At 52.7% G+C, this 17,869-nt stretch carries 13 protein-coding genes; 8 read left to right on the forward strand and 5 right to left on the reverse strand.

What is annotated here, in order from left to right; all coding sequences use genetic code 11:
• The first annotated feature begins 45 nt into the window (after positions 1 to 45).
• The 6 genes from JW499_RS09580 (at position 46) to JW499_RS09605 (ending at position 9,321) form a co-directional block, all read left to right on the forward strand.
• On the forward strand, positions 46 to 1,074 hold the full coding sequence (locus JW499_RS09580; protein ID WP_205210386.1) for a TAXI family TRAP transporter solute-binding subunit: 1,029 nt from the start codon (positions 46 to 48) through the stop codon (positions 1,072 to 1,074).
• Positions 1,075 to 1,165: 91 nt separating this feature from the next.
• Positions 1,166 to 3,307 (forward strand): TRAP transporter permease, encoded by a 2,142-nt coding sequence (locus JW499_RS09585; protein ID WP_205210387.1) that lies wholly within the window; start codon positions 1,166 to 1,168, stop codon positions 3,305 to 3,307.
• A gap of 381 nt (positions 3,308 to 3,688) precedes the next feature.
• Complete coding sequence (locus JW499_RS09590) at positions 3,689 to 5,197, forward strand: SPOR domain-containing protein (protein ID WP_205210388.1); 1,509 nt, start codon at positions 3,689 to 3,691, stop codon at positions 5,195 to 5,197.
• 89 nt (positions 5,198 to 5,286) lie between these two features.
• Positions 5,287 to 6,885: an SEL1-like repeat protein gene (locus JW499_RS09595; protein WP_205210389.1), complete on the forward strand. Its 1,599-nt coding sequence runs from the start codon at positions 5,287 to 5,289 to the stop codon at positions 6,883 to 6,885.
• A gap of 81 nt (positions 6,886 to 6,966) precedes the next feature.
• Positions 6,967 to 8,223 (forward strand): tetratricopeptide repeat protein, encoded by a 1,257-nt coding sequence (locus JW499_RS09600; RefSeq protein WP_205210390.1) that lies wholly within the window; start codon positions 6,967 to 6,969, stop codon positions 8,221 to 8,223.
• Positions 8,224 to 8,229: 6 nt separating this feature from the next.
• Entirely contained in the window at positions 8,230 to 9,321 is a 1,092-nt protein-coding gene (locus JW499_RS09605; RefSeq protein WP_205210391.1) for a tRNA-queuosine alpha-mannosyltransferase domain-containing protein, read from the forward strand.
• A 109-nt stretch (positions 9,322 to 9,430) separates the two neighbouring features.
• Here JW499_RS09605 and JW499_RS09610 read toward each other — a convergent pair whose 3' ends face one another.
• The 3 genes from JW499_RS09610 to JW499_RS09620 form a co-directional block, all read right to left on the reverse strand.
• The gene (locus JW499_RS09610) at positions 9,431 to 9,895 is read right to left on the reverse strand and encodes a hypothetical protein (RefSeq protein ID WP_205210392.1); all 465 of its coding nucleotides are present in this window, start codon (positions 9,893 to 9,895) and stop codon (positions 9,431 to 9,433) included.
• Positions 9,896 to 10,065: 170 nt separating this feature from the next.
• Positions 10,066 to 10,536 carry a hypothetical protein gene (locus tag JW499_RS09615; protein ID WP_205210393.1) on the reverse strand — a complete coding sequence of 157 codons (471 nt, stop codon included), beginning with the start codon at positions 10,534 to 10,536 and terminating at the stop codon, positions 10,066 to 10,068.
• Positions 10,537 to 10,678: 142 nt separating this feature from the next.
• Positions 10,679 to 11,167 carry an Lrp/AsnC family transcriptional regulator gene (locus tag JW499_RS09620; protein WP_205210394.1) on the reverse strand — a complete coding sequence of 163 codons (489 nt, stop codon included), beginning with the start codon at positions 11,165 to 11,167 and terminating at the stop codon, positions 10,679 to 10,681.
• A 371-nt stretch (positions 11,168 to 11,538) separates the two neighbouring features.
• Between JW499_RS09620 and leuA the strand changes: the two genes are divergently transcribed.
• Complete coding sequence (leuA, locus tag JW499_RS09625; RefSeq protein ID WP_205210395.1) at positions 11,539 to 13,197, forward strand: 2-isopropylmalate synthase; 1,659 nt, start codon at positions 11,539 to 11,541, stop codon at positions 13,195 to 13,197.
• A 66-nt stretch (positions 13,198 to 13,263) separates the two neighbouring features.
• On the opposite strand, the gene JW499_RS09630 is transcribed toward leuA, so the two are convergent.
• Entirely contained in the window at positions 13,264 to 14,211 is a 948-nt protein-coding gene (locus JW499_RS09630; RefSeq protein ID WP_205210396.1) for a carbon-nitrogen hydrolase family protein, read from the reverse strand.
• Positions 14,212 to 14,591: 380 nt separating this feature from the next.
• Between JW499_RS09630 and JW499_RS09635 the strand changes: the two genes are divergently transcribed.
• Positions 14,592 to 16,208 (forward strand): MFS transporter, encoded by a 1,617-nt coding sequence (locus JW499_RS09635; protein WP_205210397.1) that lies wholly within the window; start codon positions 14,592 to 14,594, stop codon positions 16,206 to 16,208.
• Between the two features lie 91 nt (positions 16,209 to 16,299).
• On the opposite strand, the gene JW499_RS09640 is transcribed toward JW499_RS09635, so the two are convergent.
• Positions 16,300 to 17,616, reverse strand: a complete 1,317-nt coding sequence (locus JW499_RS09640) for a DEAD/DEAH box helicase (RefSeq protein ID WP_205210398.1) — start codon at positions 17,614 to 17,616, stop codon at positions 16,300 to 16,302.
• Positions 17,617 to 17,869 lie beyond the last annotated feature (253 nt).

A 17,869-nucleotide genomic window follows, 5' to 3' on the forward strand; every position in this document is an offset into this window, starting at 1 on the left:
AATACAATGCACACTAACAATAAATCCCGAGAGAAGGAATTAAACATGCAAAGTAGTAAACGAACTCTGATCAAAGGCCTGGGTCTGGCTGTCACGCTGAGTGCTGCTCTGGGTGGCGCATCGATCGCGCAGGCAGAAGAGAATCGCTCCTATATTCTTGCGACCGCTTCGACCGGTGGAACCTACTACCCGGTCGGTGTGGCTCTGGCAACGCTGACAAAAGTAAAGCTTGAACCTAAATATAAGGTGTCACTCTCTGCTATCAACTCTGCCGGGTCAGGTGAAAATATTAAGTTGCTCAGCGAAAATGAGGCTCAGTTTGCGATTCTGCAGGGACTCTATGGCGCCTGGGCCTGGAGTGGTGAGGGCGCATTTGCCTCAACCGGTCCGAAGAAAAACCTGCGTTCGGTTTCTATGTTGTGGCAGAACGTTGAGCAGTTTGTGGTTAAGTCAGATCTGGCGAAAACCGGCACCGTTGATGATCTTAACGGTCTGAAGGGGAAAAAATTCTCCATAGGTAAGAAAAATTCCGGCACAGAGGGCTCCGGTCTGCAGATTCTGAAAGGCCTGGGCATCGATGCAGGTAGCATGGATATGGCTCATATGGGCTACGGCCCCAGTGCCGATGCGCTGCAGAACGGCACCATTGAAGGGATGAATATCCCATCCGGTGTGCCTACCTCTGCGATTACCCGGGCATATGCGTCCCTGGGTAGTGATATGACCGTGCTGGACTTTACCGATGAGCAGATTGAAAAAGCCAACGGTAACTATAAGCTATGGACCCGTTATGTGATTCCGGCGAATACCTATCCGGGTCAGGTAAAAGATATCAACACTATGGCTCAGCCTAACTTCCTGGCGGTCCGCGATGATCTGTCAGAGGAAGATGTTTATCTGCTGACGAAAACTATCTATGAAAACCTGCCATTCCTGAACGGTATTCACAAAGCGACTAAAGCGATGGCACTGGAAAAAGCCATTGCTGGTTTACCACTTCCTTTGCACCCTGGTGCCGCCCGTTATTACCGGGAAGCGGGTCTGACTATTCCTGAGCACCTGATTGCTGAGTGATCCCTGTTGCTGATCAGTTCAGTGATCCCCCGGGGGCGGCCAACGCCCCCGATCTCTTACGTTCTACCTTTATTGTCAACGGAATACCGCTATGAGTTCTATTGATGCCAATACCGATCAGGAAACCGCTGCAAAGCTGAAGAGTCTGGAGCTGTTGCAGCGTCCGGAACACTCGCTTACAGGACGCTTTATTTACTGGGCGGGCGTTGCCTTTGCCCTGGTGCACATCTACTTTAACACGCTCAGCACGGTGTCAGAGTTGCGGGTGTCTGCCATCCATTTTGGTGGTTTTGCTCTGTTATGTGCGCTGATGGTGCCGATGATGCGCTGTAACACCAGTGCCGGGCGTCGTATTACGCTGATACTCGATATCCTGCTGGGGTGTGCTGCGATCGCCTGTACCCTCTATCTGATCGGTTTCGAAGATGCCCTGTACGCCCGGGGCGTTAAATTTGATGATCTCGACTGGGTCTTCTCGCTGTGTGCCATCTTTATTGCGCTGGAGATGGCGCGCCGGACCACTGGCTGGTTCATTCCCTGCATGATTCTGGTCGCTCTGACCTATGTTTTCTGGTGGGGGCAATATATTGACGGGATCTTCGGTTTCCCGGGCCTGAGTCTGGAAACACTGTTGTATCGCAGTTACTTCTCTTCAGAGGGGATGTTTGGTCAGATCGCCCGGATATCCTGGACCTATGTGTTCATGTTTATTCTCTTTGGTGCCTTTCTGGTGAAGTCCGGTGCCGGTGATTTCATTATCGAGCTGTCCCGTTGTGCGGCCGGCCGGATGGTGGGCGGTCCCGGATTCGTTGCGGTGCTGGGTTCAGGCCTGATGGGCTCGGTGTCCGGCTCCTCGGTGGCGAATACAGTATCCACCGGGGTGATTACTATCCCTCTGATGCAGAAGGCAGGTTTTCCCGCCCGCTTTGCAGCTGGTGTCGAAGCGGCAGCCTCTACCGGGGGGCAACTGATGCCGCCGGTGATGGGGGCCGGGGCTTTTATTATGGCCTCCTATACGCAGATTCCCTATGTGGATGTGATCGCCGTGGCGGCACTGCCGGCACTGTTGTACTTCCTCTCAGTGGGCTTTTTTGTCCGGGTTGAGGCGATGCGCAGTCAGGCGCAGGCGGTTGAACTGGATACCCGCCCCATTGGCGAGGTGTTCCGGGATGGCTGGCACTATCTGTTGCCACTGGTGGTGCTGGTGAGTCTGCTGATCTATGGTTTTACGCCTACCTACGCTGCGGGTATCTCCATTATTTCGGTGGTGGTTGCCTCCTGGTTATCGAAACATCCAATGGGTCTCAAAGATGTTTTTGATGCCCTTGCTCAGGGCTCTAAAAATATGGCTACCACGGCGATGCTGCTGATCGCTGTGGGGCTGGTGGTCAACGTCGTGGCGATGACCGGTATCGGTAACACCTTCTCTCTGATGGTCGCCGAGTGGGCCGGTGGCAGTCTGCTGATTACCCTGCTGCTGGTGGCCCTGGCGTCTCTGATTCTTGGGATGGGATTGCCGGTAACGGCGGCCTATATTGTTCTGGCTACCCTGTCAGCGCCAGCACTGTATAACCTGATTGCGGAGATGCAACTAGTGGATATGATGGTCAACGGGACGCTGCCGGAAGTTGCCCGAACCATCTTCCTGCTGGTCGATGCAGATAAAGCGGCGCTATTGGCTGAACCGATGAGCAAGGTGGATGCTCAACAGTTACTTGCACTGGTGCCCGGAGATTTTAAAGGCCAGTTGCTGGAGCAGGCGATCGATCCGGCGCATCTGACCATGATCTTGTTGTCTGCCCATATGATTATCTTCTGGTTATCTCAGGACTCCAATGTCACTCCACCGGTCTGCCTGACCGCTTTTGCCGCTGCTGCGATTGCAAAAACGCCGCCGATGGCAACTGGTTTTACTGCCTGGAAGATCGCTAAGGGACTTTATATTGTGCCGTTGCTGTTTGCCTATACCAATTTTATTGGTGGTACTACCGCTGAGGTGTTGAGTATTTTCTTCTTCGCAATTTTCGGTATCTACGCGTTGGTTGGCTTTATGGAGGGGTATCTTGAGAGTCCGCTTAACCCTCTGTTAAGACTGATCTCGGGTGTTGCCGGTGGGGTGATGCTATGGCCCCATAGTGAATGGTGGATGAGTAGCCTGGGGTTGCTGGTGTTTCTGGCGCTGTTCATCTACAGCCGCTCCCGCAGGGAGATTCCGTCGGGGGCTTTGGCATAGCGCCCGCAGCGAGATATCCCAACTATAATAATAAAACCGGCTTTTGATGCCGGTTTTTTCGTTTTTAAGCTAAATAGTGAGTAATATCACTTATTCATCAGCCGACAATTTGTTAAATTGTCGTTGGGAGCGGTGGCTCCCCGTACTTTGCTTGCAGGCCGGTATAGTTCCTTTATGTGCCCGCCTGTTTGGTACCGTCAGTATATGATAAAGACTGGCTGGAAATGGCTCCCAACAGAGGATTGTTATGGTCGCCAGTTTTCTGCTTAGCTCCGGGGGGGAGTTAAGCAGTACAAATGCTATGAAGCGGCTTCTATAAAGCACTTCAGAATTGCGGTAGGGACTATGTTAATAAGATCGAAGTCAATATCATTGAACCGAATGGCTCATTTACCCGTACTGCTTGGCGCGGGTTCTGCTCTGCTACTTTCCTCTGTTTCGTTTGCCGGTGGGCAGGACACCAATGCATGTTATCAGCTTTTTTCCACTGCCGATTATCAGAGTGCCCGGGGGCAGTGCCAGGAGTTCGCTGAACTGGGAGACGCCAAAGCCGCCTTTCTGTTAGCGACGATGTATTATCAGGCGCTGGGTACGGATGAGGATGATCAGCGCGGACTCTTCTGGGATAAGGTTGCCGCAGAAAAGGGCCATCCCGAATCGGCTTATCGTCTGGGTCTGGCTTATCAACTGGGGCAGGGGGTTGCCCAGAGCAATAGTCAGGCGCGACACTGGTATCAGCAGGCGGCTCTGGCGCAACATGCCAAGGCGCAGAAGTTGCTGGCAGCGATGTTTGAAACCGGTGCTGCCGGGGAGAAAGATCAGTCGCGGGCTTATCAGTGGTATCTGAAAGCCGCTCAGCAGGGACTGGTCAGTGCTCAGCTTAAGGCAGGCACTATGTTGCTGGAAGGGCGTGGCGTAACGGCTAACCGGGCATCGGCGCAACACTGGATCAGAAAGGCAGCCGAAGCGGGTAATGGCAATGCCCAGGTGGCGATGGGGGTGATTCTCGCTGAGATCGATCCGGCCGAAAGTCTGATCTGGTATCAACGCTCGGCTAAGCAGGGTAACAGCCTGGCGCTGCAAAACCTGGCTCTGGTGTACTATGCCGGCCAGGGGGTTAAGGCAGATCATAAGAAAGCCGCCGAGTTAGCGCAGCAGGCCGTTGATGCCGGAAACAGTGAAGCCGAGTCCCTGTTAAATCTGATTCGTCTTGAAACAGAACAGCAAAAAGTGGTTGAACTTCAGGCAGAAAAACAGCAGTTAACGCGGCTGATACGTGAGTCGGTTCCCGAAAATGGCTCAGGTGAACAGCAGCTGTTACTGGCAACGCTCTCTGTCGATGGTGTGTTACCCGATGCAGAACCAGAAGTTGAAGCCGAACCTAAAGCAGTGGCGCAGCTACCTGAGACCGGTGAGTCCTCAACGGGAAGCGAAACTACGACTGAATCGGCACCAACGGAGTTGGCCGCTACGCAGCCGGCCCCGTCTGCTACTGAGCTTTCTCAGGACGTTAACGTAGCTGAAGCACTGCCTGACACTGAGGGCCAGTCGTTGCCGCAACCGATTGAATGGCATCCGGATAACCCCTATGCGCTGGCGGATGGCTGGGTGATGGATCAGTTTCCACCCAATTTTACCCTTCAGCTACGGTATGGCACCGATGAAGCAGGGATGCTCAAGTATATTAAGCAGCATAACCTGCCTGACAGTGTCAGGTATTTTCGTACTCAGCGTGAAGCAGGGCTGTTTTATGTGCTGATCTATGGTGACTATAAAACCATACCAGAGGCCGAACAGGCCGTGGCGGAGATTCCGGCGTCTGCCCGAAAGAGCCACTGGATTCGGAAATTCAGGCGCTTGCAGGAGTTATACGTGCCCCCAGAGTCCTGATAAATACGGGATTCTGCTATAGCCAGCGCAGGGCTCGTAAGGCCCCTCTGTTATATAAATGACCTTGTTACTGCTGTTACGGACAAACTATGGCCCGAACTGTTTTCTATCTCCTGAGTGTTTCACTCATCTGGAGTTCTTTAGCGCAGGCTGAAGATCTGAGCTGTCGAACACTCTATGAAAATAAACAAACCCGCGCAGCGCTACAGCGTTGCCTGCCGCAGGCTGCAAAAGGGGATGGTGAAGCCAGCTTCATTCTCTCTAACCTATACAGCCAGGGTTTCGAAGGAAGTCCTCCAGATCTGCATCTGGCATTGCAGTGGCTGACCCGTTCTGCTGAGTGGGGGTATGGGCCCGGCTGTTATAACCTGGCGAAGCTTTACGAGCGGGGGGATGTCGTCCCCAAGAGTCTGGAAACTGCCTTCAGTTGGTATCTTAAAGGGGCAAAGCAGGGGCACCTGGCCAGCCAGGTAAAGACTGGTATCAGTTATCTTAAAGGGAGCGGGACGCCTCAGGATTTCTCTCAGGCGCGCCACTGGCTGGAGCTAGCGGTCGAAAAGGGTGATCTGAGTGCGCAGATTACACTGGCGACGCTGCTAAAACAGACGGATCCGCAGCAAGCGATGACGTTGTATCAGCGTGCTGCAGAGCAGGGCAGTGGTTTTGCCCATTACCAGTTGGCGTTGCTCTACCGGGAGCCAGCAGATGCTGAAGAGATGGATCTTGATAAGGCTCTGCACCATGCAAAAGAGAGTGAACGGCTGAACTATGAAGCGGCTGTTGATCTGGTCGAAAGCCTGCGCCAGCAGATGGCGCTCGAGGAGTCCCGGCGCATCGCGGAACAGACGCAGGCAGAGTCAGAGGCAGGGAATACTCAGTTAACCACTGCTGCACCAGCGACGACATCTGAGCAGGTGCCGGTTGCTGAGGATGATCAGAATGCTGTCGTCAGTGCTGATATCAGTGCCGATAATAGTAGCATGGTTGATCAGACAGACACTGAAATGGAATCCCGGCGCATCGCGGAACAGACGCAGGCAGAGTCAGAGGCAGGGAATACTCAGTTAACCACTGCTGCACCAGCGACGACATCTGAGCAGGTGCCGGTTGCTGAGGATGATCAGAATACTGTCGTCAGTGCTGATATCAGTGTCGATAATAGTAGCATGGTTGATCAGACAGACACTGAAATGGAATCCCGGCGCATTGCGGAACAGACACAGAAAGATTCTGATGCCGGAAATAATCAGTTAACCACTGCTGCACCGGCGACGACATCAGAGCAGGTGCCGGTTGCTGAGGATGATCAGAATACCAGCGTCAATGCTGATGTTAGTACGGCTGATCTGGCTGACGTTGAAACAGATCATCAGGCGGCTATTGGTCGGCACGATTTCTCCTGGCTGAAGTCGCAGCCTGAAGGGCATTATGTGTTGCAACTGGTACAACTGAGCAGTGAAGATTCGGTCAGAGTGTTTCTGAAAAAAAATCAACTGGATGGCAAAGCTAACTACTTCAGGGCTGTGACCGCTGCCGGGAATATGTATGTGGTGCTCTATGCCGAATCGAGTGCATCCCTGAGCGGTGCCCGGGCAATTGCAGCTGGGAAGTTGCCTGAAAAGCTGTCTGATAGGGTCTGGTATCGCACCTATCGGGCGATTCTCTCCGCTTATAAACCGGTGGATTAATCCCGTCGCGTTCTGGGTGATCTGACGGTGTGTCAATCGGATTGGATGAACAAGCAGAAATATGGTGTTAAAGGATCAACAATGCTCAAGGGATTAAGGCTGGCCATTGCGGCCGTTATAACACTGTTGGGTAGTGGGGTGTACGCATCGCAGATGCAGCAGTGCCAGCAGGCGTATAGCGAAGGGAAAGTGATGCAGGCCTACCATAGCTGTCTGCCCCTGGCTCAGGTGGGAGACCCTCAGGCCGCTTTTATCCTTGCCCGTCTCTATGCGCTTGGTGTTGAGAGTGGTACACCTGACTGGCAAAAGGTGGTCGAGTGGCTGAGGATCTCAGCTGCAGGTGATCATGCTGAAGCGGCTTATAACCTGGCGATAGCCTATCAGAAAGGCAAAGGCACTGAGATCGATCTGCAACAGAGTATCAACTATTACACGCAGTCGGCAGAACTGGGCAATGCCAAAGCGATGCGTAATCTGGCGCTGTTGTATGAAAAGGGTGAAGGGGTACCCCAGGATATCCATCAGGCCTTTACTCTCTACCAGCGTTCAGCAGAAGCGGGCCTGTCGGACAGTCAGTTAAAAACCGGTTTGATGCTATTGCAGGGCGAGGGAGTGACAAAAGACCCGGCTGCGGCCCGCCCCTGGATAGAACAGTCAGCCGCTGCGGGAAATGATAAGGCGCAGCTGGCACTGGGGGTTTTGTTGATTGACTTTGACCCCGGCAGTGCCATCGGGTGGTATCGGCAGGCGGTGTATTCGGGTAACGCTTATGCGGCTCATAATCTGGCACTGATCTATTCCCAAGGGCGAGTGGTGCCGCAGGATCTGATGCAGGCGCTGGCCTATGCTGACGCCAGTATCGAGCTGGGTAATCCGAAAACCCAGGTGCTGTATGACAAGATTTTAGCTGCGGTACAGCAGGCTGGGGCAGCTGTGCCCCGCCCGCGCAACAACAGTATTTCACTGAATCACTCAGATCAGTCCACCGGGCAGGCAGAGGCTGCGCGGTCTGATACCTCCGGGCTGGCATCAGCGGTTCAGGCGGATGCTGAACCATCGCTACGGGATCTTAACTGGCTGAAAGCGCAACCGGCGGGCCTGTTTGTGGTGCAGCTTGCACGGCTGACCAGTCTGGAGAGCAGTATTCGTTTTATCAGCGATTACCACATCCCGCGGATTGCCCAAACCGTTAACCTTGCTAAGCACGATTATGTGGTGTTGTTGAAAGAAAGTTTTGTCAGCAAAGCTGACGCCCTGAGGACATTGAAACAGCGGCTTCCTGAGGCCCTGGCAAGTGAAGCCTGGATTCGAAGTTATCGCTCTCTGTATGCACAATAGAGCATTATGAAGATACTCCTGCTGTCCGCCTATGATGCTGCCAGTCATGCCTACTGGCATCGCGGGCTGGTCGCTAATCTCGGGCAACACCAATGGACCGTGCTGACCCTGCCGCCGCGTTATTTTTCCTGGCGCATACGGGGTAATAGTCTCAGTTGGGCATATAGTGAGCGTGAGTGTCTTGAGCAGGACTATGACCTGCTGATTGCCACCTCAATGACTGATCTTTCAGCGTTACGCGGCTTTGTGCCTCATCTGGCGGGTATACCAACGCTGGTCTATTTTCATGAAAATCAGTTTGCCTATCCCGAATCCGGCCGGGAGTATGGCACTGTCGAACCGAAGATACTTAACCTTTATACCGCTTTAGCGGCGGACCATATCTGTTTCAATACCGACTATAATCGCGATACCTTTATCGACGGCTGTCGTCGATTGCTAAAAAAACTTCCCGATCAGATTCCGGCGGGTGTGATTGAGCAGTTGGAGAGACGCTCTTCTGTGTTGCCGGTGCCGTTGCCGCAATCTGTTTTTCTGCCCCATGCCCCACAACCCGGGCCGCTCCGGCTGATCTGGAATCATCGCTGGGAGTTCGATAAAGGGCCAGAGTTACTGCTCAGGGCTGCCCGGCAACTGTGCGAAACCGGAGTGGATTTCAGGCTCGATCTTGTCGGTCAGCAGTTTCGCCGCGTGCCTGAAGCGTTTCAGGAACTCAGGGCTTTGCTGGGCGATCGGCTGGGGCATTGGGGATATGTTGAGTCGGTTGCAGAGTATCGCCGTCTGTTGCAGCAGGCTGATGTTGTTCTCTCAACGGCGTTACATGACTTTCAGGGGATCGCGGTGCTGGAAGGGGTTGCTGCAGGCGCCATGCCGTTGGTGCCCGGACGGCTGGCTTATCCGCAACTGTTACCGGCAAGCGGCTGTTATTGCAGCGGTGAAGGTGAGACTCAAAGCCTGGTGGACAGCGTTATCCACTTAGCCGGATTGAAGCGTGCCGGACAGGCGCTCTCTGCACCGGATATATCGGCTCTGAGCTGGGATAATATGGCACCGCTGTACGAGGGACTGCTGCACCGTGTTGCGGTAGAGGGTGTGTAGACCCATAAGTTCAACGGTTTTATCAGCTTGCTCAGATTTCACAGAGGGGCGGTTCAACAGCTGCTGAACTGCCCATCCTGACGTCAAGATATGGTTAAACGGTCAGTACTCAATCCAGTCCTGCCAGCAGGGCACGCCACTCAGGGTGAATATACCCCTTTTCTTTCATCACTGTCGTAATAGAGAAGCTCTGCTGATTGCTTTCCAGAGTGACTTTGGTTGCCTGCTTCAGCAGTGCTTTTAGCGGTGTTTCTGAGATGAAAGGACGCATCGCAATCCGCTTGCCAGACACTGTCACACCATGGCGGGTATAGCTTTCGGTGGGTGTCAGCTTATAGGCTGTATTATCAATCCACAAAGTCGCGCCGCTGATCGGATGATATTCACCACTGATAGCTATTTTCAGTGTTTTGGGGCGGTTGTAGTCAATATAGAGTGCGCTGCACACTTCATTTTGGTTACAGCTGAGTGGATGAATCACCTCATCATAGAGATGATCTGGTAGATTATATTGCTGGGCCAGACTAGTGCAGCCACTGAGTAAAACCAGGCAGAATGTAAGCAGGTACTTCATGGGGGTATCTCTTCCTGAAATAGATGTGGAGTTGTTGACTGTTGATTATAACGGGGAAACATCAGGCTGCAACGATTGCAGCTCATTGCTTTTCAGGTGTGAGAGGGGGCGCTGAACGAATTGTGCGCTTCAGAATGGTTCGGGTCAGGCGCACAGTTAGTATTATGACCTCAGTTCGGGCTGCGTTCAGGTTCAACGGCTGCCAGCAGGGATTGCCACTGAGTGTCAGTATAGCCAGGCCGTTTCAGCGTGTGGATTAGTGAGTAACTCTGCATATCGGTGTACAGTTTAACCCGCACACCCTGCTGCAGTTTCTGTCTGATGCCCGGAGGTGTGCTGAAGCGGTGAACCGAGGTGCGCAGGCCTGTCGGGGTCTCATTATACACTGTTCGCGACTGGCTGGGCTGAAGTGGATAAGTGGTGCCATCGATCCAGATATTGGCTGCTTTTATGGGGTGATAGATACCACTGACAACAATTTTAAGGTGCTGTGCATCTCTCTCTATGGCTGTCGATGCGGTACAGATATCATTGCCAAAACAGCGGGAGGGGGTGGGTGTATCGGAAAGCTGCATGGGGCGGTTAGCGCCGCTGCATCCGGTGAGTAATAGCAGAACAAATGCGAGTGCATAACGTGTCATTGGTGCTCATCCCTGAGTGCGTATACTTTTAAATCAGGCCCGATTATACGGCGATAACCCCCTATTGCAATTCTTTTTCAAACATCTGTTTGGCTTGCGGGCCGGGGGAGCTATCCCTGGGAGGGCTGATTTTCTGTCTTAACTAGCCGTTGATATAGTTGAGAGGAACGGCGGTGGTATCAACGATTTTTCGCATAATAAAGGCGGATTTAACGCCGGTGACCCCCTGAATCCGGGTGATTTTTCCTAACAGTATATCGTGATAGCGGTCCATATCCGGTACTGCAACCTTTAGCTGATAATCTGCATCATGGCCGGTAATCAGATAGCATTCCATTACTTCAGGAAAGCTGCTGATTGTGGTTTCGAAGGTCTCGAACCGCTCGGGGATATGTTTATCCATGCTGATATGCAGAATTGCGATCAGGTTCAGATCCACCGCTCGCTCATCGATTCGTACCACCCTGTCCCTGATAATACCGGCCTCTTCCAATGCCTTTACCCGTCGGGAGCAGGGCGCAGCGGTCAGGCCGACTTTTTCCGCAAGATCCTGATTTGAAAGCCCGCCGTCACGCTGTAGCTCGCGCAAGATTTTCAAGTCAAAGCGGTCGAGAGGATGGTTTGATTTCATAGTTTTAATACTCTGCGCAATTATATTGGTATGCTTAGTGTAAATTGTTGATATTAATTGCGCAAATGAATGAAAAGCTCCGTAATTAGAACGGTTATTGCGTAACAAACACTTTAAACTTTGCTCTATTGATTGCTGCAGCGATAAATATTTGCCGAGAGCCACCAAAGCATGCCGTTATCAGCGGATGTGGGGGAGAGCACCAAAAGTGTCGAACCAGGTTTAAGCGCCAGTCTACCGGGCTGATCTATGTGTACCACAAGTATATGACTGACAAATTTGGTCCCGCGCTTTACCGCGCGGGATTTCAATCCAATAACTGTTTATAAATCAGAGAACTGCCACCGGCAGATACCCAGCAGGAACACGCTATGTTCGACTATCGAAAATACAGTGCATTTGAACCGATCCGTTTGACCGACCGTACCTGGCCAGACAAGACCCTGACACAGGCGCCCGACTGGTGCAGTGTAGACCTGCGGGACGGCAACCAGGCGCTGGTGAATCCGATGAGTGTCGAGCAGAAAACGCGACTATTCGAGCTGCTGGTTAAACTGGGCTTTAAAGAGATTGAAGTGGGTTTTCCTTCAGCCTCTAAACCCGATTTCGATTTTGTACGTAAGCTGGTGGATGAGCAGCGGATTCCCGATGATGTCACCATTCAGGTGTTGACCCAGGCGCGTGAAGAGTTGATTAAACGCACTTATGAAGCGATGTCAGGGGTGAAAAAAGCGGTCATTCATGTGTATAACTCCACCTCTACCGTGCAGCGGGAACAGGTATTTGGTCAGTCCCGCGAGGGGATTAAGGCGATTGCGGTGCAGGGGGCAAAATGGGTGCAGCAGTATGCCCAGCAGCATCCTGATACGGAGTGGTCGTTCCAGTACTCTCCTGAAAGTTTTAGTGGCACAGAGATGGATTACGCCATTGAGGTCTGTGATGCGGTGATTGAGCAGTGGCAACCCGAAAGTGGTCGCGACATTATTATCAACCTGCCAGCCACTGTTGAGATGTCTACCCCGAACCGCTTTGCCGATCAGGTCGAGTATTTCTGCCGCCATCTGAAGAATCGTCAGTATGTCCGGGTGAGCCTGCATACCCATAATGACCGTGGTTGCGCGGTTGCCGCCGCAGAATTAGGCGTTTTGGCAGGTGCTGACCGGGTTGAAGGCACTTTGATGGGGAACGGTGAGCGTACCGGTAATATGGATGTGATCACCATGGGGATGAACCTGTATTCCCAGGGCGTTGATCCAAAGCTGGACTTCTCTGACATTATGGAGATCAACGAGGTGGTTGAAAGCTGTACAGGTATTCTTGTGGGGGTGCGGCATCCCTGGGCGGGAGAGCTGGTGTATACCGCGTTCTCTGGCAGCCATCAGGATGCGATCCGCAAATCGGTTAACTACCATACCGAACATAAAAAACAGCACTGGGATGTGGCCTATCTGCCGATCGATCCGCGGGATATAGGTCGGGAATATGAGGCGGTAGTGCGCATTAACTCTCAGAGCGGTAAAGGTGGAGTGGCGCTGGTACTGGAACGCGATTATGACATCAGCCTGCCAAAATGGATGCACTTTCCATTGAGCCGGGTGGTGCAGGGGGCGGCAGAGCAGAGCGGGGTTGAGGTTTCACCGGCTAATATCAAGCGCCTGTTTGATGAGCACTTTATCTCGGTGTCTGAAGCGTGGCAGTTGCATGACTATGATCTGCATACCGAGGGGCACCGTGTCAGTGCCAGCTTCAAAATCGGTGAGCAGCAGATGTCAGGAGAGGGGGCCGGTGCACTGGAGGCTCTGTGCGCTGCCCTGACAACCCGATATGGTTGCAGTATCGAGGTGATTCACTTCGATCAGCATGCCCTCAGTGGCGGAACCGATGCCAATGCGCAGGCGTCGATTGCGGTTCAGATCAATGGTGAGGAATATTGCGCGGTCGCCGTGGCAGAAGATACTTCTGCCGCTGCATTGCAGGCGATGCTGACCGCTTTCAGCCGAACCGGTATTGAAACGGTTCAGGCGGCCTGATTCAGATTCAGATAATAAAACCCGGCACTGGTTGCCGGGTTTCTTTGTGTGCGCCAGGCATAGCGTTCAGCTTTTTTTGTCACTGAAGGTTACCGGTGGCATTGCGGTGCGATTGATCTCCAGATGGAAGATATCCGGCCGGTGATAATGGCCGGCAACATCCAGAGCCTTACGGGAATCCCGTGCTGCATCGGTATCGATAGTGGCGTATAACACCCCTTTTTCCTGGTGCAGAGGGCCTGCTACCACCCCGCCAAAGGGTTTAACCACCACCGCATCCCCAGGGTTGATCCACTCGTCATCCGTAAACAGTCGATCACGTTCGGGAAATGAGGCGGGGATATCGCTGCCCTGTATCGCCGTTGCGGTACTCAGTACCCAGCAGCCACCTTCACGGGCAATATGATTCATGGAGGCGATCCAGGTGTCACCGCTGTCCCAGGTGGGCGCAATATAGATGTCGATATCCTGGGCATACAGTGCGTAGCGTGCCAGTGGCATATAGTTTTCCCAACAGATCAGACAGCCGATGCGTCCCACCTGTGTATCAACCACCCGCAATCCGCTGGCATCACCAAATCCCCACACCATCCTTTCCGGGTTGGTCGGCATGATTTTACGATGCCGGTTAAGCAGGGAGCCATCACTGCCTATGACCACAACAGTATTGAACAGGGTAGAGCCGCTGAACTCTGAGTCGATCTCGTTCATGCCCATCACCACAACCATGTTATGTTTAGCAGCGGCTTCACAGACCGGGTTAAGATCCCCTTTGGCGATATTGACCGAATGGTTGCGAAGCTGGAAATGGATCTGATTACCCAGTGCGATATCTCCGCCGGGCCTCAGGCGCCATATCCAGGTGGGATAGCCCGGTAGAAATGCTTCGGGAAACACCAATAACTGCGAGCCCTGCTTAGCGACCTCTTCGATCGTACTAACCGCCAGTTCCAGCGAGGCTTTCAGATCTAAGAGCACAGGCGGTTTCTGTGAAATTGCCACATTGATATCCATAACGATTGCTCCATTATTGTAATTTGATGATTGTGCCGGAGCCTCTGACGTCTGATAACAGGCTGAAAACCCTCAGCGCAGTGATATTTGTGGACAGATAATTTTGCTTACCTCCCTGATCCTGATCTGCCAACGTTAAGAAAATGCCTGACAGCCTTGTTGGAAACGGTGTCGGCCAGTCTGTAAAAGTGTAGTTCAAAGTGGGATAGATGATCAGGATATAGCGGATTAGCAACAGCTGACGGGAATATCATCGCTGTTCGTCGGAGATACTTTGCGGTAAAAAATGTAAGACGTTATCGTTGTAAAGGTGCGGATCAATTCCCTTTTGATGGGCGTGATCGGTTGACTTTAATATACATCTTCGGGACCACAGCGCAATGCAACCCAATATCCTGATTCGGATTCAGCCGATTCTTTTCTCTATTTTTGCCGTGGCGGTGAGTCATAACCTGTTTTTTGTGATGTTACCGATTCGTCTCAGAGAGGGGGGCTTTGAGTCTGCCAATATTGGTATGGCGATGAGTATGTTCGCTGTTGGTGCCATTATGGCTGGACTGTTCGGCTCCCGGGCGGTGCTGCGGGCCGGGCATATCCGGGCTTTTTCCTCAATGGCGGCAACACTGGCGATTGTCGCGGTGTGTCACAGCTATTTTATTGATATCTGGGTTACCGCCGGACTCAGAATGGTCGCCGGTTTTTGCTTTGTCACCAGTTTTATTACACTGGAAAGCTGGTTAAATGTGCTCAGTGATAAGCGTAACCGGGGGCAGGTATTTGGTACTTACCAGATCTGTTTTGCAATCGGTTTCGGTTCGGCTCCGTTTCTGTTTAGTCTCTCCAGTGAGCATGATCCCCGGTTGTTTGGACTGATCGGGGTGTTTCTCTGTATCTCGCTGATTATTATGTCGATGAGTCGTTTACCCCTGCCCGAGCTGCCCAGCCGACCCCGGCCGATGTCGCTAAAACGACTGTGGCAATATTCACCCTCGGGTACTCTGTCCTGTCTCTGTGCTGGCCTCATCAGTGCTGCCAGCGTTTCACTGATATCGCTGTACGCCTATGATCACGGCATTACCGGAATCTGGCTTTCACTGGTGCTGGGCTCCTATCAGTTGGGTGGTTTGCTGACACAGTACCCGGTTGGCTGGCTGGCTGATCGTTATGATAAACGCCTGGTGGCAGCCGGTCTGATGGCGATGGGGGTGATCAGCAATCTGTTGATTATCGCTGAGAGCTTTATGCCGATGCCGATTGAGATGCTGGTGGTGCTGTTTCTGATCTCGGGAGGATCAGGGGTCGCGTTATTTCCGCTGGCGGTGACTCAGGTGTTTGATCATATTGATCTGAAAGAGGCGATGTCAGCCACCAGTATGATGCAGATCCTGTTGGGCTGCGGGGGCGTTTTAGGACCGATCATTGCCGGATCTCTGATGACTCAGTTTGCAAGTATCTGGCTATATTACTACCTGGTGGCGGTGCATCTGTTCGTGGTGGTGTTTCTGATGATCAGGAAGCTGTTTGTACGCACCGAAACCCTGGAGAGTAGCTCAAAATATCAGGTCAGCATGCAGGGATCCTCAGTGGGTTCAGCCGTGTTGGAACCGCTGCTCAACTATAACCTTGCCGAGATTGGTGATCCCGAGCTTAAACTGCTGCTGGTGGCGCTGGGACAGCAACCTAAAGACCCCGCAATTCTTATCCGTACTGCGCTGGAAGGGTCATCCCTGAAGCCTCAGGATGTGGCGATCCATATGGTGCTGGCCTTACCGAAACGCTCTGGCGAACTGATCAGGGTGTTGGTTAAACAGTTTCCCGAAGCGCGTCTGGCGATCACCTATTCACTGCGAGACCTGTTTATTCTGCGTAAGGAACGGATCAATGCGATGCTGCAGGTAGCTCTGACCGAGGGGGCTGATGACGCTGAGCGTACCGAGATAGACTCTATGCTGGAGCATATCGCCCGGGAGGTGGAGGAGGAAACAGTGGTTGCTTAATCATGCCTGTGTGCAAAAGAGGTGGTGCACAGGAAAAGCCACCACTCGGTGGCTTGTGGATAGCGGCGGCCCGACGGGTCAGCTTAGCCTGCTATTCAGTCATTTTTCTGGGCGAAGGGCCCGCTTTGGGTCCACGACCTACCCGTTTCTTCGGTGATTTTTTCTGCGAAGAGGCTTTTTTGGCGTTGGCTTTTGCAACCGTTTTTTTGTTTTTAACTTTAGGCTTCTTCGGTTTCGCTTTGCCGCTGCCTTTGCCTGGCTCTGGTTTTTTCGGTGCCAGGCCCGGGAAGGTGGTGCGGGGCAGTTTTTCGCCGATAAAGCGCTCGATCCGGCCCAGGTTTGCCCAGTCTAAGGGCTCAACAATCGACCAGACGGTACCTTTTGCGCCATCACGACCCGAGCGTCCACAGCGGTGGACATAACTGTCGGCTTTCAGTGGCAGGTAGAGGTTGATAACGTGGGTCAGATCCGGCAGGTCCAGCCCCCGCCCGACAACATCGGTGGCGATAATGATCTTGATCCGGCCGCGGCGCATCTCTTTGATCCGCTGGGTCCGCTCACTCTGACGCATATCACCGTGCAGTCCATAACAGAGCATACCAGCATTGCGGATGATGCTAACCCAGTGCTCCACCTGCTTGCGGCTGTTAACGAAGATAATCCCCTGTTTCAGCTGCGGTTGATGGATTAACGCTTTCAGGAGGTACTCTTTGTGTTGTTCGTTGTCAGCCCGATAGACAAACTGTTCGATATTCTCAGGTATATGGCGGGGCTGATCGACTGCGATCACCTGGGAATCTTCATTCAACAGGTCCGCCGCAAACTGCTGGATTTTTTCACCCTCAAGGGTGGCGGAAAACATCAATGTCTGACGCTGCAGGGGCAGTACATCGGCGATCTGCTTAATCTCATTGATAAAGCCCAGGTCCAGCATCCGGTCGGCTTCATCGATAATCAGCATCTCTACCAGGGACAGGTCGAGCCACTCCTGTGCGTTCAGCTCCAGCAGTCGTCCCGGTGTGGCGATCATAATATCGATCGGTTCAGCCAGCATGCTCTTTTGCATACCAAAAGGGACACCGCCGACGATCAGGCAGCTTTTAATGCGATTATGCTGAGTCTGAAGTTCGATCACCTGATAGATCTGTTTTGCCAGTTCCCGGGTCGGAGCCAGAATCAATATCTGTGGCGCGCTGCTGTGGTCAGGATCTTTGTCGAATACTTTCTGCAGAGCTGGCAGCACAAAGGCCAGGGTTTTGCCTGTTCCGGTGGGGGCGGATGCCAGCAGATCGAAGCCCTCCATGGCCACAGGGATAGCCTGTTGCTGGATCGGGCGGGGGCTGAGAAAGTTGTTGTCAGCCAGTGGGCCCAGAATTTCCAGATCCAGATTTAGGTCGATAAAGAACATCGAAGATTACTCACAGGTTTAAAGGCGCAAGCATACATTATTTTTGCCAGTGCGGATATTTCAGCACGCCTGGTTTGGTCTGTTTATAGCGATGATTGCGTTAATATTTTCCTATATTAGCCGCTGAGAGTGATTGCGCCTTGAGGTACTCCGCCACAACGCCTATCATTCCGCGCTGACCGGTTACTTCCGGCGATTAATTTGATTATCGTCTATAGTGTTTCACGGTGTTGTTTATATCGTTTCCTGTTTG

It is taken from the genome of Amphritea pacifica, from assembly GCF_016924145.1.
GTDB classification, from domain to species: Bacteria; Pseudomonadota; Gammaproteobacteria; order Pseudomonadales; family Balneatricaceae; genus Amphritea; species Amphritea pacifica.